This window comes from Rhodopseudomonas sp. RCAM05734 (assembly GCF_052658035.1).
Map to the genome: position 1 here is coordinate 396,918 of NZ_CP199742.1, position 23,033 is coordinate 419,950.

The window sequence follows — 23,033 nt, forward strand, 5'->3', positions numbered from 1 at the left end:
ACTAACCGGCAATCCCAAGAGCCTTAGTTATTATAAGTCATTGATATATATAAATTAGAACCGGCAACGAAAGCGGCAAAAGTGACCACTTCAAGCACAATGGAGCCTCTCTTCCCTGAAGAGAGTAAACGCCTATCCGACCTCGCCACCGATCTGGTTGCCAAGAGCAATGCCCTGGCAGGCCGCCTTCACCCCGTGATGCAGGAGGGCATCGGCGACCTCGTCCGCTCAATGAACTGCTATTACAGCAACCTCATCGAGGGGCACCATACCCACCCCATCGATATCGATCGCGCCTTGGCTGGTGACTACAGCGCCGAACCCGAAAAACGTAACCTCCAGCTCGAAGCTCGGGCGCACATCGACGTACAGAAAAAGATCGATGGGGGTCTAGCGCCCCAGCCTTCGACCTCGGTTGAGTTCATCCGTTGGGTACACAAGGAATTCTGCCAGCAATTGCCGGAAGAGTTGCTCGTCGTTTCAGATCCAAAAACCGACCGACAAGAGAAGGTCGTCCCGGGTGACCTAAGGCACATCCTTGTCCAGGTTGGCCGTCACATCCCCCCTGCCCCGGAGGATTTGTCCCCACTGCTTGAGCGCTTCGCCACGGCCTACGGCAACCAAAAGCTCCCCAAGATCCAGCGGATCATCGGCGTGGCAGCCTCGCACCACCGCCTGCTATGGATTCACCCGTTCGCGGATGGCAACGGTCGGGTGGCACGCCTCTATTCGCATGCATTCCTCAAAGAGCTGGGCATCGGCTCAAGCCTCTGGTCCGTGTCTCGGGGACTTGCCCGTGCCGTCGATAACTACAAGGCGGCCCTGCAAGCCGCCGACGAGCCACGTCGCGGCGACCTCGACGGGCGCGGCAACCTGACACAATCCGGCCTCGTCGAATTCTGCACGTTCTTCCTGTCTAGCTGCATCGACCAGGTGAGTTTCATGGAATCGCTGTTTGAACCCGCCGAACTTCAGCGGCGCATGGAAATCTGGTGCGAGGAAGAGACCCGGGCCGACCGTCTGCCGAAGGGTAGCTGGCCGCTGTTGCGCGAAGCCGTCCTGGCTGGTGAGTTCTCACGCGGCAGGGCTCCCGACCTCACTGGCTACCAGGAACGCCAAGCTAGAACAGTCCTCAATACGCTCATTGAAAAAGGCTTCCTGGTCTCGCCAACATCGCGGTCGGCAGTCCGGCTGGGTTTCCCGCTTACCGTAGTCGATAGATGGTTTCCTCGCTTGTACACCGGACCAGCAATTACGACGTAACAGAGCTTCGATGGAAACCGTGGACCCAGCATCATCCCCCGGCGAACCAACGCTGCCCACTATCCGTTTTGCTGTGTTTGAGGGCGCGGAGAGCAACAGTCGTCCCCTCGCAACCATTACAATTTCAAAAAATGCGGATAGCGGATGGTCCGTGCAGTGCGCCGCTCAATCCGATGCCGTCGCCTCACGAATCAAACCCATCCTTGATGAGTTTGGTGCCAATCGACACGGTGCACTTGGACAAAGCGCTCACCCCGCAACACCCTCGGATGACTTTGGACCACTTGCAGATCTTTTGAGATTTCACGGCTTCCGCGTTGAGGAGCTGCCTGCAAGTGATTTCCAGGTGAACATTCAGCTAGACCTGAACACCGGCAGTATGGTCGGGACACAGAATGCAATGCACGCGTTCACTTCCCCCGATAGCCCATTGGGGCGAAAAATCGTTGATGCCATTGCGCAGAGTTTTGCAAAAGGAAGCGACGACCTAGCTATCGAGGTCGATGCCCTGCTAGACAAAAATGAAATTAATGAAGCCGTAGAGGCGATCAAGCGGGGGGCCGATAAAGCCGCGTTCTCGCTTCCGCCCACGAAAAAGTTGCTTAGCTCACTTGTTCGCCTGGACGTCTCTGCCCTCTCCAACGCCGACAGACGCATGATTCGGGATGCACGATTGACCGTTGCGCAGCGCCTTGGCCAACACGAGATTGCCGGTAAAGATGCGGATGCCCTCCTTATTGAGGACCCGGCGACACTGACCACCGAGCAGATCGCATCCCTTAGAACGATCATTGCCATAGCTGCCATTAAACGGGGTAACCGGGAAACCGGCCTGTCGACCCTCTACGACCTGGTGAAAGATCCAAATGAACTAGGTCCTGAGAGCCGTGCCTGGGCATGGCGCAACATCTCTATGGTGCTGGATCCGAAAGACCCGGGGCTCCGCCGCGCAAATCAGCTCTCCGCAGATGCGTTCCTGGAGGCTGGTAACAAACACGAAGCCGGGAAGAGCTTGATGGGCCTCGTCAACATCTTGATGAACCATGATCCCGTCGAAGCAATTAAAACGCTCAATGAAATCGTCCAATTACTAGACCAAGACGGCCTATTGGATCGCCGCGTGCGCGCTGCCGCCCTCCATGCCCGCGCCAACCGTCTTGCACGGCTCAACAAGCATGAAGACGCTTTTAAAGATGCAGCGGAAGCCGTGGCGTTGAGCAGGAACCTTATTGGGATTGAGGCTGAGTTTGTCAGCTCACTGCATCTGGCCGCCATCGAAGCACTCCACGTAGGCGATAGCGCCGCTGCTGACGCCTATGAGACTGAAGCCGAAAGCCTGACGGACGAGCTCAAGCTCTCTCATTTTCAGCTTGCCCAGCGCACCAGCACATTGGCCCAAGAATTCGACGCGAACCTTGCGGAAGCGCTCCTTCAAGACGCTGAAGCTGCAAACAACCTTGAAATCATCGCCGCCGTGCGGATTTTGCAAGCTACTGGAGATGCGTCTCTGGGCGATATTGCCCGCTTGGAAATACTGGAAGAAACACGCAATCGCATCGTTGCTGCGAAAGGTAGGGATGCCATGCTCCAGCCGGTTCGCATGGCGATGGCACAACAACTTCTCCGCATGAAGCAAAATCGTCGGGCCGAAAAGTGGTTTCGGGAAATTCTCGATGTTGATGCCTTTGATGGATTCGCGCGCAACGGGCTGATCGATTGCTTGTGGGAGACAGAGCAGTGGGGAGATGCCGCGATCTTCCTGCGCAAGCAACTGACACTCCGTGGAGATTTACCAGGGCTGATGTTCGCCCTCGGCAAGTCACTCTTCGAGGCAGGCGACCTCTCTGGCGCCGTCACCGCTCTTACAAAATCACTTGCGTCAGCAAGCAAAGACGAGAATTTGCGCAAAAACGCGACGGAACTGCGCGAACGCGCCCTGCAACTGGGTGGAACCGTGCTTCCCACACCGCTTGCGCCCACTGTAGGAGAGGTAACTAGAGCAGAATTCGAGCTCGCACTGAATGACTTTGCCAGATTCATTGCAGCCGAAAAGCGCATGACGTTCTGGGTCCCCGATAAAAAGGGCGGTCATAAGTGGGTTTCAAGCCCCGAAGCGCGTGCTCAGGACTTCTTGCATACATTCCTCAAGGCCCGTTTCGACAGCCGCGCAGAACTCTTTGAAGAAATTGGAACGGGAGCCGGACGCCTCGATCTCTACGTCAAACTAAGCGGAGGCCTCTCAATCATCATTGAACTCAAGATGTGCGGTGCGCCGTACTCCAGCACGTATGCTGCAGCAGGCGAAGACCAGATCCGTCACTACATGGATAACCGCAATACCAACCTCGGTTATCTCGTCGTGTTCGACGCGCGGATCAATACGTTCAGCAATACGCTACTATCAACAACCGGCGGCAGTAAGCATACCATCATTGAGAGATTCATCGACGTGAAATCTCGTGTCAAAGGCGGCTGAGGAACGGGAGCCTAAATGGACGAACCACGCAGAAATTCCCAAAGATAATGGTGGGTTCGAGCATGGCGCCTCCTCTATATTCGTTCGTTAAGCAGGTATTTGTGTTGCGGATATCATGCCTTGATAGTGCTGAGGGGCAAGCTCCTTGATCATTTCCAGCAGGTACGCAGCATTTTTTTGGCTTTCTTGCACGAGACCCGGTTCAAAACCTTGGCCGGTAAAGTGAGAGAGGTCGTTGGCAAACTTGTAGATGGCCGCCTTCTTGTTCTCATCGAACGGCACGTCGGCCAGCTTGGCGTAAAGAGCTTTGCGCTCGGGCACGTGAAAATCCAAGAAAGTCTCCAAGACCTTCCGCGTCACGTTCGGAATGTGGTAGCAACCCGCAATCGTACCATCGCTTTGGAACGTCGCGAGCGTCTTAAAAAGAAAGTGATACTCCGTTGGGTGATCGATAAGTGCCCGGTCCAGCCCCACAATGCTCGAATACCTGCCTGTCGCATCGGCCTTGCACACAAGCATGTAGAACTGCTTCTTGCCCTCCGACTTCTTGACACTTTCAAGCCAATTGAGCACCAAGCGCAAAAAGCTGAAATTATGGGTAAGCAGGAATACCTGCTTTGCGTCCTTCACCGCATTCTTGAGGAATGCGAAGGCCTGATAGAGCGAACTTGCATCGAGACTTGACACCGGATCGTCAATGACCACTACGCCATCTTTTAGATTGAAGTCTTGGTCGCCTAATTGCACGATGAAATAGATGAAGGCGACAGCAGTTCGCTCACCTTCGCTCAGGCGCCGTGCGGGCTTTCCATTTCGGTAGACCCGATATCCGTCATCATCGGACCTGAAGACCAGTTCGTTCCTTCCGAGAAACGTATGCAAGTGCTGTGTCGGCTGTTCGCCAGCCTTATGTGCATTGGATAACTGGGCCTTCTTCTGGCTTATCGAATTTTGCAATGCCTTGAGGCCAATGAGATCTTTTTCTTCACAACCTTCCGTGGCTTCCCTGATTACTTCGTTCTCATCCTCGATCAGCCTGTCGAATTCAGCCACGCTGTCCCGCACGCTCGCGAGGTAGTGGATCTCGATCTCCGCGCGCGCCGCGTTCTTGGCTTGGTCGAAGGTCGCGGTCTTGGCATTGTGAGCTTCAATGACAGCAACCACGTCGGCCCAGGCTTCTTCCAAAGGATGCAGGTCGAGCTCCAACTCAAAACTTATTGCGCTCGATCTGGAAGCGAGCTTGGCAGTAAGCTTCGCGACAATGGCATCCAAATCGCCGGTCGCAGCAAGGAATGCCCCTTCAAAGGCTGACTTCGATGTATGGAATCGACCTCGAAGATCACTGTAGAGCGCCATACGGTCAGGCAAAGATATGGATAGGACTGCTTGTTTCAAACGTTCGATGTAGAGAAGGCCGCCCTCGATCTCATCCTTCAATTCCCGATCAGCCGTACTGAAATGTGCATCGAGCTGCTTCCATCGCTCCGCAGGAACCGCTTGCCTGCAGAACTCGCACTCCTTGGAGCCGAGTTCCTTGTGCAAGGCATGGCCTTCTTCAACCCATAGCGCAATCTCCGGATTTTCCGTTAGACGAGCGATGGCGTCGCTGACCGCTGACCGGGCGCACAGCTTGCTTGCTATGTCTTTGAACGCCTTTCCTGCGATGGATAGAGAGACCCCTCCCACTTGCAGATCCTTTGAAAACCCAATCGTTTCCATCACCTCCTGGTGAATCGTGCTCCGATGAATCTGGAGGACTTCGTCCGTAAGGCTCTTTGGACTGACCAGCTTCGAAAACGCAAGCTCTGCGTTATTCTTTCTGTAGGTACGCGCTGTGTTGCCGCTCACAGCCTCACTGATCGTCTTCGCGATTTCGGTAAAGATTTTACCGCGACCGGTTTGGTGTCCCTCTGTTCGCTTCGTTGCGGCTTGGATGACCGCTAGACGTTTTACTTCCTCAAGCTGTTCGGCCGCGAGCGCCTCTGCAACGGCCTTATTTTCCGCTCCGATCACGAGTATGGGCTTGAGACTTCCGTCCAGTTGACCAATGTTCAATTGGACATAATCGGCATTAAAAACGCGTATTTTCCGGGCAGCGGCCTGATTGTGAACTATGTCACCCGATTGCGAGCCGATCTTGAATTCTAGTGTCGGGTATTCGTCGTGCTTCCCAGTCTTAAGGCAGTCCAGGAGGCGGGAGAGCGTTGTCTTGCCCGAACCATTTTCGCCGTAGATCACATTGTAACGCTCGAACGGCGGCAACTGGGGATTCCAGCTGTAGTCAGCAAAAACGCCCAGATTCCTGATGCGGTCGATCTTTAGCAGCATGTATCCCCCCAGCCGGAACATTGATGCGATTGCCGGTTCTAAGACTGGCTAGCAGCAAGGACCTTCTCACTCTTCTACAATCTCGGCTTCAACACGCAGTTAGGCGGTTGCAACCTGCACAATGAACCATTTTAACACGATATGCGGGCGATGTCCGTCGGGTCGCGGCGTTCTCCCGGATTTTAGCCGGGGGATTCCTTCGACAGGAAGGCTGCAGCCTCTGCCGCCCTCGACGCGGCCGTAAAGATGGCCCGCTTGTCGGCCTTCAGGACATTCAGCCAGTGCGCCAGGTACTGCGCATGGTCGACCCGCGGCTCCACCGTAATGCCAAGCTCCGCGCAAAGGAACGCCGCGCCAAGCTCGGCGACCAGTTCTTCCATCGCATAGGCCTCGCTGCCAAATCGTCCGGACAAGTCCCGATTGCAACGATGCGCAGGAGCAGTCCAATGCGTCAGCTCGTGGAATGCCGTCGAATAGTAAGCTTCCGTGGCGGTCGATGTAGCCGAGCCGGTGAACGAGGCCCGCTCGGGCAGGTGGATTTCATCCAGCGCCGGGATGAAGCAGGCCCGGCTTCCACCGTGAACGATGGTCGCACCCGCACCAGAGATAAAGGCGTCGATGCTCTCCAGTCCTTCAACGGGAGCCTCAGGAGTCACCTCACCGAAACCTTCGACCTGGTCGGCATTGAACACCGGGGTCGCCCGCGCGAACAGACGGCGATTGGATTCATTTTCGCTATCGTCACCGGTAGCGACCTCGATCTCCTTATAGAAGACGACGTAGGACGCCTTCTGGCCCTTGCGGACGGTGGCGCCTTTCTCGGCCCATTGCCGGTAAGTACCCCACAGGTGCGAGCCGTAACCATTGACCTGTGCGTCAACCCACAGGCCAAGGACGTTGACCCCGCGATACTTGTTGCCGGACGCGATGTTGACGGGATGACGGCCACCGCTGCCGCGATGCCACGGCATCTGCCACTCCCCTGCCCCGGCCTCGATCGCAGACACGATGCGGTCCGTGAGGTGCTGGTGGATATCGAAACGTTCCTTGCTCATTGCTCTCTCCTTTTCTGGCGGCCACCGGGCCTTGCCGGCGACCGAAAGGACGGAGAGAGACGGGAGCAGCACCCGCAGGGCGCGCCTGCGCGAGGGCTTGACCCTTGCGGCGAGCGGACATCTGCGTCAGGTCAGCCGGTATGCAAGGCCAACGGCCGCAAAGGAGAGCTAAGCAGGAAGGGAGCAACCACCCTGCGCCGTGGCAAAATCGCTACGCCACTGCCGCGCATTTCACCAAGGTAGCTGCTGTGTACCATTAGTCGAGCTAGCATGGAGTCATGTCGCCCCCACTCACCCGCCTGCTGCTCGCATCGCTGCTGATGGCGGTCGCGGCGGCGGGCACCAACGCACTGCCCGCGATATCATCCACCACCCCCGCCGCACGGCCTACAAAGCAAACCGAATGCAAGCCAGGCACTGAGCAAGTCAACCCGCGAACCGGCCGGAAGCAACTCTGCCGGTGAGAATCCTCATATTCCTCCTCGCTGCGTTCATGGCCATGGCCATCCAAACGCATGCCCAGGACTGGTCGGATTTTGCGACGGTCAGCATGACCAACCCGACCACACCCAAACTTACAGCCAACCGGCTTTGCTATACCGATGGACGAGATCTCCTCTGCGACAGCGCGGCAGGCCTGCTCGTCACCAGCGGCACCATTGCCATCACAGGAATTAGCGCCACCAACATCTCGACCACCAACCTTACCGTCAACGGGGTGGCAATCACCGGCAATGCTTCAGGTGACCGCATCACCTCCGGCACCGCCTCTGCCATCGCCAACGGCAGCAGCGGCTATATCAGCCTCACCACCGGCGCCACCACCTGGGGCTACCTCGGCAGTTCCGCCACCTTCCTGCCCACCCTCAATGGCACCACCTCCAGCTTCACCACCGTTAAGGCCGGCACCATCAGCACCTCCGTCATCCAGGTCGGCACCAGCACCCTCACCTGTGCCTCCGCCACCTCCGGCACGATGCGCTACAGCACCACCTCCTCTACCATGGAGTACTGCAACGGCACCGCCTGGACTTCCATGGGCCCCTCCTCCACTATTGTTCCCTCCTTCAGGGCACGTCGCACCACCACACAAGCTTTAACCGCAAGCACTGCTACAAAAATCGCCTGGGATACGGAAGATTTCGACCCCAACAACAATTTCTCTACTGGCACATTCACAGCCACCATTCCCGGCACCTATATTTTTACCGCATCAGCACTGCTGAATGGAACGAGCTACTCAAACCCCGAAATGTATATCTATAAAAATGGTTTAAATGCCTGTTCATCAGGTCTGGGTATGTCAAGTGCAGCCGTAACTGTCACCAACCTCAATGTCGTTTGCGTGCTCAACATTACCGCTGGTGATACGGTGGAGGCATGGGCCTATGTAAACGCCAGCGGCGCGCAGGTTTACAACCTCTACAATCAGTTTTCGGGTAGCCTGCTTACCATGGGCGGCGGCGGCAGCGGCGGCGGCACCGCCACGCCAGCAGGCAGCACCGCCGACGTGCAATACAACAGCGCAGGCGCCCTCGCCGCCGACACCGGCCTCTTCACCTACGCATCCGGCGTCCTGAAAGCTCCCACCGTCTCCGCCACCAACGTCTATGCCAGCAGCGTGAGCGGCACGACCGGCTCCTTCAGCAGCCTCGGCGTCAGCAATGTCGCAGCCAGCGGCAACGTCAGCATCAGCGGCGTAGTGAAGATCGGGACAACGGCTGCAACCTGTGCCACGGGCATCAGCGGCACCATCCGCTACAACACCGCCAGCAACACCATGGAATACTGCAATGGCAGCGCCTGGGCCAATTTGGGGCCGAGCGCAACGACGCCTATCGCTTTCAGCGTAAATAAGGGCGGCACGAACCAGACCGTACCAACCGCCACGGATACGCTTTTGACTTGGTCAACCAAGGCATTTGATACGAATAACAATTTTTCTTCAAACCGCTTTACACCAACCGTTCCGGGGAAATTTATCTTCACCCTTGACGTGGGCTGCGCAGATGCGGCGGGCTACTGCGGAGCATACCTCCATAAAAATGGTGTTAAAGTCGCAATGTCACAATCTCCCAATGATAGCACTGCTGTGAAGAATGTGGTTGCCATCCTGGATATGAATGGTAGCAGCGATTACGTGGAGGCTTACGTTTACAATGGCGGGGGGACCACTATTAACGGGAGCAGCGCAACCACGAGTTTTGCAGGAGCGATTCTTTCATCCCAGGGCGGCGGCAGCGGCGGCACCACTTCCCCCGCAGGCAGCGACACCCAACTCCAGTTCAACAACTCCGGCAGCTTCGGCGCCAGCAGCAACCTCACATTTGACAGCAGCGCCCGCAACCTAGCGGTCAGCGGCTCCGTGCAATACGGCGGCACCGGCTCTGAAACCTGCAGCTCCGCCGCCGACTACGGCAAGAACCGCCGCAACCCCACCAGCGGTCGCATGCAGGTTTGTCTGTTCCGCTAGAGCCAGGCATCCACCGATCTTGTATTAAAGAACTCCGACAGATCCGTATTGACGCTTTTCGCGTTTTGACTCATAGAGCTTGTATCGCTTGAATGGTTATTTCGACGAACAGCAGGGGCCGCGCTAACGGCCCCTGTTGCTTTATCGGCTGATGCTAATCGAGAGATAGACCCTCAATTTTCCAAGCCATAAAGCGAGCATGCCACGTAGGTTCATGGTCTTCGCTTTCTTATGGTTAGTCGACGTAGCGGCCATTCGCCTCGCGGCAAGGAAATGTACCATCCTTCCATCTTCTGAAAACAGACACACGCGGAAGAGAGCCGAATCGTCAGCGGACACGGCCAAGCTGACGCAATTGGTGTGATGATTTACATCCCACCCTGCAACTGGGTGGCCCGTCTGTCCCTTGCCGCACTAAAGAGCCGTGTTCATCGCCCGCTCCGCTGACGGATGGCCCAAGGTATTTTGAAAGTGCGCTACCCAGGGCAGAAGAGTGACGTCGCCAGTTCGCTATTTCTGGACGCAGACGAATTTGGTCCCGTTCTTGGTCGTGCCGGTCGCGCGCTTTCCCTGCTTCTGAACAGAATACGTTCCTCCGTCCGGAAATCCCGACAGATGAATGTAGGCAGACGAGCCTCCGTCATAAGACCCCGAGACCATTCCGGGGGCGGAGCAACTCCATCCCTCTGCGCTTGCGGGACCTGCGGACGCAGCGAGGACAAATAGAAAAGACAATGAAGCAATCGATTTTAGACGGGCACGCATGCTGATCTCCTGATAAAGGGCCTACTGTGAATCCTGGTTGCATTGACGTGTTTGGCTAGTTCGGCCGCTTCAGGGCCGTCCTTTAGTGAAGAACCGAACCGTCGCGTTTGTGGACGGTCACGTTCTGCCCGTGCTCCGCCATGCAGCTTTTGAAGACAGCCCCTTGGGCGAAGCTCGCATGACGACCTTGCCACTGCTGTTCGGTAACGCCAGCGCGCGCCAGGCACGTGGCCCGTGCATTGCCTCCCTTGGCTTCGGCGATCGAGGCGTCAAGGGTGGAAGTCATGACGGCGACCACGGATAGGAAAAGAGCAATCCTTTTCACGGGCTTATCCTTCAAGCTGTGTGATGTGATGCGACGCCTAGAGGCTTTACTTGCCGTTGTCGCGGCATTTCCGGTATGGCCCGGCCTTCTCTGGCGGCACGGAAAAAGCTCGCCACTCTGCATAGGTGAACCCATACTTCTTCATGCAGGCAAGCGCATGGGGAGTGCTGTTTGATGGTTCGGCCTTCGCCGCGGAAGCAGACACGGCGAGCAATGTAACCGCTACAGCGGACAACAATCTATTCTTCACGTGATCTCCTTAGGATAAGCATGGGAGGAATGAACAACCGTACGTTAGCTAGCGGTCCACATATTGTCAAAATTCCTGATTTACGCTTTGGCATTCCAAGCGCACGATAAGACGGTCATTCAAATGGAAGCCTATCTAGATTGGACCGCCTAAGACCACACAAAGACTCAGGAATTCGCAACAGACCGGAAACGCGCAATCATAGCCGTTCCGGACTTGCAAAAATCAGGACATCTGCGCGGACCTCACCGTGTCGTGGAGGGCTCCTGTGATGGCAATCCTGGGATATGCGAGAGTAAGCACCAACGGCCAAGTGCTGGATATTCAAGAGCTTCAGCTTCGCGCGGAAGGCTGCACGAAAATCTACGGAGAGAAGCAAAGCGGCATAAGCGACAAGCGCCCATTGCTCAGACAGACTGCTCCGTGATGTGCGGCCCGGCGATATTGTCATCTTCGCCGCATTGGACCGGCTCACCCGAGAAGGGCCTTACAAGACACTGCAAATCCTTGAATTGATTACTTCGCGCGGCGCGACCTACAAATCGCTTGCGGAGCCTTGGGCCGACACCACAACGGAGCTGGGGGAAGTTCTCGCAGCCCTGGTTGGCTATATCGGGAGAAAAACCAGACAGGACATTCTTCGCCGCACCTCGGCGGGCCGTGAACGGGCGATTGCAGCGGGCGTGAAATTTGGTCGCAGGCCCAAGCTGACCGTGCTCCAACGACGCGAGGCGATAGCCAGACGCATCAAGGGTGAGCCTGCTGAATCGATCGCGAAATCACTTAAAGTTAGCGCATCAACCATTCGCCGCCTCAAGGAATAAACCGGACTAGCACTCGGGCGCGATGCCCACAACCGGGCATTCGCGATGGCCAGCCCCGGCGCCGGACCTGGCAAGCGTCAAGGGCGGCTTGCCGCTCGTGCAACCCTTGACGCGCTGGCGAGAAACGGCGCGAACCGATGTCTGACATCCTGCGAACGCATCTCCGTCGGATTCTCGCGGTTGGGTTTTTGGGGGCTATACTTGAACTTGCCGGACACCGCTTTCTTCTGGCGCCAGTTTTGAAATCCCGAAGGGTTGGTTGGCGGGTTTGGCTCGTGCCACTCTGACCGTATGGTGCATAAACTCATATGGCTGCTGCGGATCGGATTGCTGCTGATGAGCGGCGCGCTTTGGGTGATCGTCCGCACGTTCAAGCTCATCCACACGCTATATCGCTGGGGCGGCTTCAACCCTGGCGGCGCACTCGGCTCCGCACGCTTCGCCACCAGCTGGGAGCTGTTCTGGTCGGGAGCGCGACGAGGAAGAGGACCAATAGTCGGCCGGAGGGGCCGTTCTTTTTTGCGTTTCAACAAGGACGGCATGATCACCGTGTTCGCGCCGATGGGCGCGGGCAAAGGCGTTGGCGTAGTCATCCCCAACCTGCTCGACTACCCCGGTTCGATCCTCTGCACCGACATCAAGGGCGAGAACCGCGCCATAACGGCCCGCCGTCGCAAGAAGTTCGGCAAAGTATATACGCTCGACACCACCGACCCGCACCAATCCGACGCATTCAACCCGCTCGACATGATCCGCATCGATACCTTTCACGAAAAGGACGACGCCGAAGCCCTCGCCAAGCTGATGGTCATCTCCGATGGCAAGGACAGCCACTGGGACGGCAAAGCCGAAGGCATGCTGGCGTGCCTTATCCTCCACGTCATCCGCCTCGCGCCAGAACAGCGCACGCTTTCCCAAGTGCGGTCCCTGTCCACGCTGCCACCGGAGTCCCTTAAGGAGCTTCTGCAATCAATCGCCCGCGCGGGCACACGCGCCGCTGCTGAACTCGCCGGCAGCTTCCTTTCGATGGATGGCAGCGAGGAATTCAGGAGCGTGCTCTCCAACACCGAGAAAGCCACCCGCATCTGGTCGTCAGGTAGTCCCGCAGGCACCATCACATCTCGTTCAACGTTCAGCCTCGGCGAACTGATTGATCAGACCACCACCGTGTACCTCGTGGTCGATGAGGAGAAGCTATCTGTCTACACGGGATTCCTGCGTGTGCTGGTGGGCTGCGTCATCAATGCCTTGACCCGCGCCAAGGACCGCCCACGACCGAAACACAAGGTCCTTCTGCTTCTCGACGAAGCCGCCGCACTTGGCACCCTGGAGCCGCTTGAACGCGGCGTAGGCTATCTGAGAGCCTACTGCACGCCATTGCTCATTTTCCAGGACATGAACCAACTCCGCGCGCTCTATCGCCGCGCAGGCTCATTCCTCGCCAACGCCACCTGCAAGGTATTCTTCAATGTCGCCGACCTGGACGCCGCGCGCTTCATTTCCGAAATGATCGGCCAGACCACTTCCCTCTCCCATAACCAAGGGACCTCACAAACCAACACCGACTTCATGCGCCAACAACGCTCACTCGGCATGTCGGAGACCAGCCGCTGGCTCCTTGATCCGTCCGAAGTCATGCGGCTTCCCGGCAACCGCTCACTGGTCCTGTATCGCAGCGACGTGTTGCGCCACCCGGTTCTCGCCTCGAAGGTCAACTACCGCGCCTGGCGTTACTGGCGATGGTGGGGCAAATATGATGCCTGGCCGCCAAAACCTAAGTTCTCGGCCGGGTCCGTCCGCCGGTAGGCTCGGCATCGCGGGCGCGCAAACGCCCGATGCGATTGGACCAGACAGTCCGCCGGATCAGTTGGCTTTCCCGCAATCCCAGCAACTCAAAGAACAAGCGGTCCAACTCGCCAATCAACAACGCCACCTGCTCACGGCGCCGTAACGCATGGAGGTACTTGTTCTCCGCGTCGCGAAACAGCTCCGAGAGGTCGATGATCGGCTCCGCAGACTTTGCCTCGTGGGACTGATAGCGACGTACCTGGCGGTCATAATGCGCTGCCCGCATGTGGAGGCGCGCCAGCTGTTGCGAGGTTTTGGCAGTCGCAGATTCCAGCCTTCGTGCATTCGCCTCCAACCGCGAAATATTCTTTTCGCCCCGGCTCCCCTCATCAAAATCAGAATACTTCACCAACCGCTTTCGATGGCGACCGACCAGCCGGTCCTTGCTCTGCGGCGGCCTGGCACGTGCTGCCTTCTTCGCCTTCGGCCCCACATGAATCTCCGGCGCTCGTTCGAAAAGCACTGATTTCCGACGCTCTCCCGCAACTACCGCCTCCATCTTCCGGGTTTGCAGGCTGCGGTGATCCACCCGCGCCGCCGAACCTAACGCCCGCAACGCGCCGTTCTGCTCATCCGCCCAGGCCGCACGCCAGATCGCCAACATCCTGTCGCTGTTCCATTCGCGTGTCTTTACCCGGCGCAAGCCCCCTTCCCCGGCCTGCCGCAGGGTCAGCAGCACATGGACATGGTGGTTGCGTGGGTCGTCCCCCTTCTCGACGACCGGCGCATGGATCGCAAAATCCGCCACCATGCCGAGAGCCACGAACTGCTTACTGACGAACCTGCGCACCAACGCCAGCCGCTGTTCATCACTCAGCTCATGCGGCAATGCCATGTTGATCTCTCGGGCAAGCTGCGCATCTCGCCGCACCTCCATGCGCTCCACGCCGTTCCACAAGGTTTCACGATCGAGCAGCCATTCTGCAGAACCTTCCGGCGCCATGATCTCGGCATGGACCACACCCCGACGCCGCCGATAATCAACCTCCATATCGCGACGTTCATCCTTCAACCGGGCACCCGCCCGGTAAGCAGCCATTGCAACCACCGAGCGCCCTTCCGAGCGTTTCACCGGCTGAACCGAAAGGTGATACGAAGCCATTCCTCATGCTGTCCCGTCAGGGACACCTTACGGCCGCTGTGTCGGCCGTGCACCTATGTCGCGCAGCGATGTATAAGTGCGCCATTCCCCTTCCTTAGACCTCTCCACGCGCGCCTACCGTTGCTTTTCTGTTACTTGGACGACTTATCCAAGTCTTCAAAATGAAAACGCGCCCAACGGGCGCGTCCTAATTTACAAGCATGAGGCAGACAACCGACGTCCGACTATCTCCTACATTTTTGGCTTTGGCTTCTTGGGCTTCAGAGCGAGCTTATACTTATGCTCGGTATTCAGATTCAAGGTTGCGTCCTCTAACGCTCGCTCCAGATATCTCTTGCGCGCATCGTTGGTCAGCAGACGCACGTCGCACTGACCGACAAGTTCTCTCAAACGCTCTAACTCGTGGGCTGGCCCACCAGTTCGTTGATTTCGTCCGATTGAATCCAGATAGTCGTTCTTTCGGCGCTTCGCTTCATTGATCTCGTACTCAACTTCCCGCAGCTCAGTTGCGACCTGCACTTGCCTCGCTACGGCACTTTCCTCTGAGTCCATCTAAACCTCTCACTAGTCCTCCAGAGCCGCGAGCTGCCGCTCCAGTTCCTGCCGTTCATCCCGAATGCCCAGCGTTTCCAATTGGGCAGAGATGAGCTGGTTGCAGATTTCAAGCGACTCGGTCGCTAATTCGAGGCGCCGCTTCGCCGCTTTGTGATCAACCGCATAAGCAGGGTCTCGAAGCGTCTCCTGCATACTCGAGATTTCGTCCTCCCACTCTCGACGGCGATCCAGATACTTGCGTAGCTCGAGCAGATCGAGCTTGCGCGTGCGTTCGCGGGCCTCATCGTTATTCACTACCTGAATCGTACGACGAAGATCCGCGTCAGCCAACATCATTCGAGCTTGCGCTTGCGTCCGCGTGCCACTCCATTGTCCATGTCCGGCCGGTGGATGCCCCTGAGATGCTCTATTTCGATACGTTGGCGCTCCGCATCGATCGCGGCCCACTTGTCCTGCTCGCTCTCGCGCTCCATGCGTATCCGCCGATTATAGGCGGTCCGGCTCAGCCCCTTGTCGAGCTTGCGATAGTCAACGACCCTGCTACGGCTTCGCGAACGTGGCTGATTGCGATACGACCTCCGCCGTGACGGCGGCGTTCGCCCCTCCTTGCTTAGCCGTCGGGCACGAACCCCCTCGTGGATAGTCGGCTTGCGGCGGATACCCTGCTCTTCAAGCCTGCGCCGGTCGATGCGGATGTCCAACTCGGCCTTGGCCAGCGCCAGATTGGCATGCTGCTCCCATAATTCCCGCAGGCGCCCGGTCGAACCGGCCTCGCTCATGCCTATCACCCGCTTGCCGGTCTTCAGGTCACGGTCCCGGATGACCAGGTGGCAGTGTGGATTCTTGGCGTCCTTGCCCTTGTCATGGAAGGCGGCCAGCCACGACGCCCGCCCCTTGGTCACGTCCTCGGCGAACGACCGTACCAGCGCGGCGCGCTGTTCAGCATCCAGCTCCCTGGGCAGCGCCAGCATCACCTTGTCGAGGACGCGGGCATTCTTCCGGCCGGTGTCCTCCGCCTTGCGCAGGTACTCCATCGCCTCGTCGGCATCGGTGGGCATGCGCTCGCCCTCAAGCCTGCTCAAGGCCCGGGATCGGGTTATGTAACGGATATGCGCAGAGGCGGTGTAAGGCTCGTCCTGGGTGGACTTGCCTATCGAGCTGTGATGCAGGCTGTATATAGCCACGGGCACCTCAGGCGGTGCGCCGGGTTTTCCCTGAAAACCCATAAGTGCGCACTAACGAAGTCTAGCCCGCCCGGCTTACTTGGCAAGAGCGCCAACCCACCGGCCGTCAAAATATTCTCCGGGCGCCGGACTCCGCCTGACGATTCCCGAACGCTCCGCAGCCGCGAATGGCCACGCGCCTTGACGACAGGCTTCGCCCCCTGCTGAATGCGCGAGCCGATAAGGCTTTGGGGAAAAGCGCGATGGGGAAGACTGACAACCTCTCGAACGGTGTGCCGCCAAAGGCCCCGCTCACCCTTGGCGTTTTCGAAGCGACTGGCCAGGAATATATTTACGACAGCAACGAGAGCCTGATCACCATCGCGCGCCCCGGACGGGGCAAGACGCAAGCTCACGTGGTCCGCAACCTGCTTTACCTTGAAGCCCCCGCTATCGTCCTGGACGTTAAGCCAGAGATTTTTGGGCTCACCAGCGCATGGCGCGGCGCTAACGTCGGCCCCGTGCAGCTCTTCAAGCCCGGCGATGCCAAGGCCACAAAAAGCTTCAATCCGCTGGATGCCATCCCCTCCGACCCAATCGAGGCCTACACAGCGATCAGCCGCCTCCTGCCCCTGTTGATGGTACCAACCGACGCCAAGGCAGCCAAAGGATTCTGGGAGGGCCGCGCCGCCCAGCTCCTGCACGGCGCGCTCTACGACATCTGCCTGCACGGCTACCAGGGTCGCCGGGATATGTCGGCGGTAGTGGACTGGTTCTCACCCTCCCCGCAGCAGCTCAAGATGCAGATCACCTTCCTGCAGGAGTCTGGCGTCCGTAGCTTGGTGCGCGTTGGCAACCAACTCGAAAGCGCGGATGAGGAAACGCGGTCCAACCTGTACGACACCGTCTTGCGCCACGTCGAAGTGTGGGGCGCACCGCAGCTTGAACTGGTCATCGCAGAAACCACTATCGATTTCGAGAACTTTCGGCGCGACAATGGCACGCTCTACCTGTGCGTCACGCCAGAAGAACTCGTCATGTACCGCCCGCTCATTCGCACCCTGCTCGGGCAAATCTTCTACACCATCCGTGATGCCAGCGACCAATGGGACCTACCACCGGTCACGTTCTTCCTCGATGAGTTTCCGCAACTCGGTTACATGCAAGAGGTCGAGCAAATGCTCGCCCTTGGTCGCCAGTCCGGACTGCGGCTTTGGCTCTTTGCCCAGACCAAAGCACAACTCCAGCAAGCCTACGGGGACGCCGATCGGCTTCTTGAGATGATGGCCGTCCGGTGCTTCATGGAGCCAACCGGGGCCATGGCCCACGAACTATCGAAAGAACTCGGCACCGTACGCGACCTTCTGCCCGGCACAATGAAGCCGCTGGCCACGCCACAGCAGTTGATGGGGCCAGAGTATGCGGAGAGGGTTATTGTTCTTGAAGGTGGCCGTCGTCCGGCGAGGCTGTATGCGTTGAAAGCCTTCGAAGATCCGAACCTCGAAGGACGGCTGAAAGAATGACGCAGACGCTCCCGCAACCAACGCTGAGGCTAACGCGACGTAGCCCAGCCGTTATCTTTGTCCCTGTCCTCCACAAACCATCTGGCAAGATCGCCTTTGAAGCCGTCGTCATCAATCCACTTGTGTAGGGAGTCGAGGTTGTCAGACCACTCCCTTTCAACATCTACGTCGCCTCCTGCGGTTGCTATAGGGAACAGGACGGCAACTTCTGGACCGCTCTTTTTCGGAATATCGCAGTTCAGCAATCCCAACATGCGGTTGGTGAGGTACGATGGATTATCGACACCGGCCCGATACCCGGCTTTACTTTTCCATACTTCAATTTTCACGCAAGCAAGCTGCTTCGCACTCATCGAAACGATCGACCTGACGTCACGGTAATCCTCCTCCAATTTTCTTCCCGCACACCGAACCCTACGCACTTGCGCAAAGGCCGCTCGCATGTTCGCGAGCAGCTTTCTCAAATCGTCTTCGCTTTCAAGTTTGGGCCAGTTGCGAGGCGAAATATCCAGGACTTCTTCGACAATGCTGAACGTAAGCTGTTCTTCCAACAACTGCCTCTCTTGCTCTGCAACTTGCACGGCTTTTGCCGTAGCGACACGCTCGCGCTCAACATGAATTGTGGCGCTCCGTGATTTAAATTCACCTTGCGCAATAAAGAACGCCTCCTTCCAATTCGGCCGCTGGAGTATATCGAGGTAATGCTCAATCTGCCGAGGTTTCGTGCAATGCGCGCTGGCCTCCAAGCGGTTCAGGTTTTGCTCCAGATTCTTGTCCGAATTCTGGGAACGAAGCCGGACGAGCAAATCCATCAGCCTCTCTCTAAATCTATCGTCGTTGAGATCACTTGGATCATATTCACGTAGCGCGCTTTGCAACGCGACAAGGAAAGCCCTGCAAACCAAAGCGGCGCCGAAGCGGGCAGAATCATCATCCACGCCAGAAAATGTTGCAGCCCGAAGTGACGCGCCTTCGTCTGTATCTTCTATCAAATCGTTTTTTCCGAATTGCTTCCAATCTTCCTCTATGGCGCTGAACGCTTCCGAGAACGTGAGATTTTCTAGCGTTTCTAACTTCTCTCGAAAGTAAAACATTGATCTGAGGCCCGCCCACCGACGTTCTTCGATACGAAGGTAGGCCTGCAAGCCTGCATGGCGAAGTGCGATCCGCTGCCTTTCGCGGTCGCTTGAATTCAGATCGATGATACGTGCCTCGGAAAGACCCGCCGTTTCAAAAGGCGATTTCTTCGGTTTAAAGGCGCCAAATTGCTTGCGAGCAGCCCAACCATAACGGACGGCACGCCGTGCCGCCTGCAAGGCCCGCTCTTCTTCGGCGGATAAATTTCCTAAGACGCTCGTGCTAAACTTGGAAGTTATCGATTGAAGAAACTTCATTTCGAGTCATCCCCACCTGCCTCGACCCCAGATTTCCACGCCGCGTGAAGGAGGGTCAAGCTGTTTGGCAGTCAAGGATGGCCTATTGCTCCCACAGCGATAGGCAAGACAACGGCAAATTGCCGTCAGGCGGCGTCGAGCAGCACCAGACGAAGTTCTGCCGTGCCATGATGGCCTTCATCAAGCTCGATCCCAATGCAGGACCGACCTGCCCGACGTGCCGCAACCAGCGTTGAACCCGACCCGCAGAACGGGTCGAGCACCACGCCGTTCAAGGGACAGAATGCTTTGATGAGTGGCTCCAGGATGCTGATCGGCTTTTGCGTCGGATGCATGCGGTTGCCGGTGTAAGACCAGTCCATCACGTCCGGCAAAGGCTCCGCTGGGAATTCAACGGCACCCTTGGCGAGCAAGTACGCCTGCTCGTGCCGATATTGGAGGAAGCCCGTAGAGGATGCATACTTCTTGCGGAACACGATGTGCCCGACAATCCGGAATCCCGCCTTGCGCCACGCGCCGATGAACTTGTCGGCGGCATTCCAGCCATAGAAGCTCACGCAGAACGAACCCGGCTTCAACAGTCGGTACATCTCCGCAAATGCTGGCTCCAGCCAGCCGTCACGGTCATCGTTGGCGATGGTCTGCCCGGAGCGTGAACGGTAACGCACCAGGTAAGGCGGATCGGTGAGGATGAAATCCACTGACGCGCCGCTTATCTGGCGCATGATAGGGACGCAGTCTCCAGACAGGACCTGGTTGCGTTTGTTGCCGAAGGAGAGGCTCATGATTGAACCTCCGGGTCGAGGTACCGCGCATGCCACGGCTCGTTGGCGTTGTCGCTTAGCGAGAACTCTGCCAAGCCGTTGAGGTCGTACATGGCCTTGCCCTTGGCGATTGCCTCGCGCTTGCTGTTGGCGAGCACAACGGTTTCGTACATCGTCCAGCTTTCGAAGCCGACGATGTAGCGCCGCGTAGCGGCGGGGCTCATCGCCCCGCCTCCGCGTCGGCCTTCGGCTCGCGAACGACCAGGCGGCCGTTTAAGGGCATGCAGCTCAGGTTGATGTTGAAGCCCTTGCCGTCTTCGTGTGCCCAGGCAGCACCGATCTTGGTCCAGTACGCTTTGTCGCCCTCACCTTCGACCACGTAGACCGCGTAAGGTTTCTGGCTCTTTTGGTTCGTCTTCATCGGACTATCTCCCGTTTGTTACTCCAGCTGCGCCAATCGCGGCCGGACGGGAGTTCAAAAGGACCAGAGGTCACAAGCAGCGGCGCAAGGAGGCTCCGGCCGAGGGACCCTCCGGGATACGGTTGGATGCCTTGCGCCGGGGCGCCTCGGTCCTAACTTCCCGTCGTTACTGGCCGTGGAATTGGGGATAGGCCGACAACGGGATACGCTCTGAAACGAAGCAAGAGGCTACTTAAGGCGGTTTTACTGGTCGAGCCGAAGGGTGGTGTGTGGGCGGTGGGTATGGTGAAGGAGTCCCGTTCCCGAAACAAAGTCTGGCTTGTCGCCGCCTGAGGGGACGTCGGATGCGGCCACGCCGAATTCGAGACTCCAAAAGCACAGGGTTGCGAACATGCCCGGAGATTCCGCTTGTGATGAAAGCCAACACCATAATATCTTAGGTTGCATATAAGCTCGTTGCTGCCATATTGAGAGCAAGCCGTTGTTTTTACGCACAACGGAAATATTGCACGCGAGGATTTAAAGAAACTAAATTTCGGCAGTCATTCTTTGGGGCAAGGAATGGGGCATTACATTTGTATCACGGCTAACTCGATAGCAGCTGCTGCCATGCTCACTGGCTGCGTGGCGATTCCGGATTTGCCGGAAGACTATTCACTCCCAATCAAAGAAATAGTCTCACATTCGATTTGTGAGCTCCGAACGTCCTTTCTGGCCCTTAAGGATAGTAAAGCTTTTGACGCGCCGCATTGGCTCATTAGCATCACGTTGACACCAAAAGTGGATGGCGACGCTACCTTGAGTGCTGGCCTCACAGGAAAGAGCACGATCGCTTCAGCCGCTAAGTACGTAAGCTCTTGGGCAATAGGATCTCCCGGCATGCAAGTTTATGCCAAGGGACACCGAGATGGTTCGATTACCTATAACATTCGATCCAAGATCCTCCTTACAAAGGACTTCCCTATCGCATGCGATAGGGAGAGTGCCTCTTACCACACATTGGCGCAGAATCTTGGGATCCAGAAATGGTTTGAACGGACCGTATACCTAGAGGACGGCGTCATGCAGGTCGCGAGGATCGATAAACCCGCATTCAATTCTCAGATCACCATCAAATTCAGCGGCAACGGAAGCTACACTTACACATTCCCATACGGCACCGACCTCGCATCCTTAGGCGGAAGCTATAACGTCGACGAATTGCTTTCTATTGCAATGGTACAGGCTCCCGACAAGGAAAGTGTCGAAGTGGTGACCCTTCCTTCAGAAGGCGTCTTCAGGCCAAAGAAGCCTGTGACAGTCACAACGCAAGCACCACTAGATGCACAATATCGACTTGATCAGCTACAAACTGAGCAAATCCTCAAGAATCTGCAGATCAAAGTGCAATAGAGGGAGGGACCATGAAGTTTTACCTCATTATGATGTTCTTCGTCGCCGCTCCCGCTAAACCCGCGGACCGCATTTGGTCGTTGCAAAGTACTATGAATATGGAATTTGCAACCGCAGAAGCTTGCTCGACGGTTGGCGCTGATATTCAGAATTCACTGGCGACAACCGATACAGTAGCTGTACGGAGTTATTGCACATGTGAAAGCACCGAAGCCAGCAAACCATGTCCTTCCGACAAAGCATCTGTCGATTTCTCGGACAAATTTACGAAGAAACTCTTTCGTCCACCGGGAAGCTCGGGTTATGGCGCCCTCGTAAAGATTCCCAATACTAACGGCACGGTTAGTGTGAAACAGCCGCCCCCGGCAGGCCCATAGCGATTGTCCAGGCTGACACGGCCCGACGCGCAGCTGCCAGCGAAACAATTTCGGCGCACGCCGCCTAGCGTAAGGTCAGGCAGGACTCCAAGGCCGCGCGCCTGATAGAATCGATTCGTGTTTCGCGCTCAACCCTGACGAGTTAGGATAAGCAGGCGAGCCGAACCAATTTGAAAGCTACAAGTTCAATGGCAACTAGCTCCTTCCACGTATATGGCCCCTACCCTATCGATCGCGACAAGGTGTTCGAGGGAAAGTGGCGATCCGAAGCATGGGGGGCCGTCGATGAAGAGGAGCATGGCCTTTCCTACGCCCAGGGCGCTTACCTGTTTTCTCTTCGTAACAAAGAGAACTACAAGCCGCTTTACGTTGGAATTACCCACAAGCAAGATTTCCGGAGGGAGGTGCTGGGCACGAACAACTTGCTCAAGATCGCCAAGGACTGGAAGTCCGCAAAAGGTACCATCTGCGTCCACCTGCTGGCCAAACCCAAGTCTTCGCATAAAGGCTTCTCTGTGCGTATCAGCTCCGACGAACTAAAATGGCTTGAAGTAATGCTAATATTCTCGGGGCGCCGCAAGAATCCGGACCTTCTCAATAAGAAGCACATGAAGTTCTTGGATTCAGTTCAGATCAATCACGTGACGGGGCGAGAGAAAATCAAAGGGAAACGGCCCGACAACGTGCGCAGTTTCCTGAATGCCATCGATTGGTAAGGTTTATCGAGAACTCCGA

21 protein-coding genes are annotated in these 23,033 nt (G+C 57.1%); 10 read left to right on the forward strand and 11 right to left on the reverse strand.

Annotated features, from left to right (window positions below):
* Positions 1 to 81 precede the first annotated feature (81 nt).
* Both ACUXVA_RS02070 and ACUXVA_RS02075 read left to right on the forward strand, forming a co-directional pair.
* Entirely contained in the window at positions 82 to 1,263 is a 1,182-nt protein-coding gene (locus ACUXVA_RS02070; RefSeq protein ID WP_445490586.1) for a Fic family protein, read from the forward strand.
* 10 nt (positions 1,264 to 1,273) lie between these two features.
* A complete protein-coding gene (locus ACUXVA_RS02075; RefSeq protein WP_445490588.1) occupies positions 1,274 to 3,739 on the forward strand; it encodes a hypothetical protein in 2,466 nt (821 codons plus the stop codon).
* Positions 3,740 to 3,826: 87 nt separating this feature from the next.
* On the opposite strand, the gene ACUXVA_RS02080 is transcribed toward ACUXVA_RS02075, so the two are convergent.
* Positions 3,827 to 6,067 (reverse strand): AAA family ATPase, encoded by a 2,241-nt coding sequence (locus ACUXVA_RS02080; RefSeq protein WP_445490590.1) that lies wholly within the window; start codon positions 6,065 to 6,067, stop codon positions 3,827 to 3,829.
* Positions 6,068 to 6,249: 182 nt separating this feature from the next.
* The gene (locus tag ACUXVA_RS02085) at positions 6,250 to 7,122 is read right to left on the reverse strand and encodes an ArdC family protein (protein WP_445490592.1); all 873 of its coding nucleotides are present in this window, start codon (positions 7,120 to 7,122) and stop codon (positions 6,250 to 6,252) included.
* 493 nt (positions 7,123 to 7,615) lie between these two features.
* On the opposite strand from ACUXVA_RS02085, the gene ACUXVA_RS02090 reads away from it, so the two are divergent.
* Positions 7,616 to 9,595, forward strand: a complete 1,980-nt coding sequence (locus ACUXVA_RS02090) for a hypothetical protein (RefSeq protein ID WP_445490594.1) — start codon at positions 7,616 to 7,618, stop codon at positions 9,593 to 9,595.
* An 847-nt stretch (positions 9,596 to 10,442) separates the two neighbouring features.
* On the opposite strand, the gene ACUXVA_RS02095 is transcribed toward ACUXVA_RS02090, so the two are convergent.
* Positions 10,443 to 10,685, reverse strand: coding sequence for a hypothetical protein (locus ACUXVA_RS02095; RefSeq protein ID WP_445490596.1), 243 nt, complete (start codon positions 10,683 to 10,685; stop codon positions 10,443 to 10,445).
* Positions 10,686 to 11,206: 521 nt separating this feature from the next.
* Here ACUXVA_RS02095 and ACUXVA_RS02100 point away from each other — a divergent pair.
* From ACUXVA_RS02100 to ACUXVA_RS02110, 3 genes are all read left to right on the forward strand, one after another.
* Positions 11,207 to 11,362: a recombinase family protein gene (locus ACUXVA_RS02100; RefSeq protein WP_445493214.1), complete on the forward strand. Its 156-nt coding sequence runs from the start codon at positions 11,207 to 11,209 to the stop codon at positions 11,360 to 11,362.
* A 1-nt stretch (position 11,363) separates the two neighbouring features.
* Positions 11,364 to 11,759: a recombinase family protein gene (locus tag ACUXVA_RS02105; RefSeq protein WP_445490598.1), complete on the forward strand. Its 396-nt coding sequence runs from the start codon at positions 11,364 to 11,366 to the stop codon at positions 11,757 to 11,759.
* 336 nt (positions 11,760 to 12,095) lie between these two features.
* Positions 12,096 to 13,565 (forward strand): type IV secretory system conjugative DNA transfer family protein, encoded by a 1,470-nt coding sequence (locus ACUXVA_RS02110; RefSeq protein ID WP_445490600.1) that lies wholly within the window; start codon positions 12,096 to 12,098, stop codon positions 13,563 to 13,565.
* Here the strand turns inward: ACUXVA_RS02110 and mobQ are convergent.
* The 4 genes from mobQ to ACUXVA_RS02130 all read right to left on the reverse strand — a co-directional run bounded on the left by mobQ (position 13,534) and on the right by ACUXVA_RS02130 (position 16,322).
* Positions 13,534 to 14,709, reverse strand: coding sequence for a MobQ family relaxase (mobQ, locus tag ACUXVA_RS02115; protein WP_445490602.1), 1,176 nt, complete (start codon positions 14,707 to 14,709; stop codon positions 13,534 to 13,536). The two genes, ACUXVA_RS02110 and mobQ, sit on opposite strands and share 32 nt — an antisense overlap.
* Positions 14,710 to 14,940: 231 nt before the next feature.
* Positions 14,941 to 15,261, reverse strand: coding sequence for a hypothetical protein (locus ACUXVA_RS02120; protein WP_445490604.1), 321 nt, complete (start codon positions 15,259 to 15,261; stop codon positions 14,941 to 14,943).
* Between the two features lie 12 nt (positions 15,262 to 15,273).
* Positions 15,274 to 15,600, reverse strand: coding sequence for a hypothetical protein (locus tag ACUXVA_RS02125; RefSeq protein ID WP_445490606.1), 327 nt, complete (start codon positions 15,598 to 15,600; stop codon positions 15,274 to 15,276).
* Positions 15,597 to 16,322, reverse strand: coding sequence for a MobA/MobL family protein (locus ACUXVA_RS02130; RefSeq protein WP_445490608.1), 726 nt, complete (start codon positions 16,320 to 16,322; stop codon positions 15,597 to 15,599). The genes ACUXVA_RS02125 and ACUXVA_RS02130 overlap by 4 nt, the downstream gene beginning before the upstream one ends.
* 293 nt (positions 16,323 to 16,615) lie before the next feature.
* Between ACUXVA_RS02130 and ACUXVA_RS02135 the strand changes: the two genes are divergently transcribed.
* A complete protein-coding gene (locus tag ACUXVA_RS02135; RefSeq protein WP_445490610.1) occupies positions 16,616 to 17,950 on the forward strand; it encodes a type IV secretory system conjugative DNA transfer family protein in 1,335 nt (444 codons plus the stop codon).
* A gap of 29 nt (positions 17,951 to 17,979) precedes the next feature.
* Here the strand turns inward: ACUXVA_RS02135 and ACUXVA_RS02140 are convergent, their stop codons facing one another.
* From ACUXVA_RS02140 to ACUXVA_RS02155, 4 genes are all read right to left on the reverse strand, one after another.
* Entirely contained in the window at positions 17,980 to 19,344 is a 1,365-nt protein-coding gene (locus tag ACUXVA_RS02140; RefSeq protein ID WP_445490612.1) for a hypothetical protein, read from the reverse strand.
* 125 nt (positions 19,345 to 19,469) lie between these two features.
* Positions 19,470 to 20,129, reverse strand: coding sequence for a DNA methyltransferase (locus tag ACUXVA_RS02145; protein ID WP_445490614.1), 660 nt, complete (start codon positions 20,127 to 20,129; stop codon positions 19,470 to 19,472).
* Positions 20,126 to 20,332 carry a hypothetical protein gene (locus ACUXVA_RS02150; protein WP_445490616.1) on the reverse strand — a complete coding sequence of 69 codons (207 nt, stop codon included), beginning with the start codon at positions 20,330 to 20,332 and terminating at the stop codon, positions 20,126 to 20,128. The genes ACUXVA_RS02145 and ACUXVA_RS02150 overlap by 4 nt, the downstream gene beginning before the upstream one ends.
* The gene (locus ACUXVA_RS02155) at positions 20,329 to 20,529 is read right to left on the reverse strand and encodes a hypothetical protein (protein WP_445490618.1); all 201 of its coding nucleotides are present in this window, start codon (positions 20,527 to 20,529) and stop codon (positions 20,329 to 20,331) included. Before ACUXVA_RS02155 ends, ACUXVA_RS02150 begins: the two co-directional genes overlap by 4 nt.
* A 561-nt stretch (positions 20,530 to 21,090) precedes the next feature.
* On the opposite strand from ACUXVA_RS02155, the gene ACUXVA_RS02160 reads away from it, so the two are divergent.
* The 3 genes from ACUXVA_RS02160 (at position 21,091) to ACUXVA_RS02170 (ending at position 23,014) form a co-directional block, all read left to right on the forward strand.
* Positions 21,091 to 21,921, forward strand: a complete 831-nt coding sequence (locus ACUXVA_RS02160) for a hypothetical protein (protein ID WP_445490620.1) — start codon at positions 21,091 to 21,093, stop codon at positions 21,919 to 21,921.
* Positions 21,922 to 21,932: 11 nt separating this feature from the next.
* Positions 21,933 to 22,298 carry a hypothetical protein gene (locus ACUXVA_RS02165; RefSeq protein ID WP_445490622.1) on the forward strand — a complete coding sequence of 122 codons (366 nt, stop codon included), beginning with the start codon at positions 21,933 to 21,935 and terminating at the stop codon, positions 22,296 to 22,298.
* Between the two features lie 188 nt (positions 22,299 to 22,486).
* On the forward strand, positions 22,487 to 23,014 hold the full coding sequence (locus ACUXVA_RS02170) for a hypothetical protein (protein ID WP_445490624.1): 528 nt from the start codon (positions 22,487 to 22,489) through the stop codon (positions 23,012 to 23,014).
* Positions 23,015 to 23,033 lie beyond the last annotated feature (19 nt).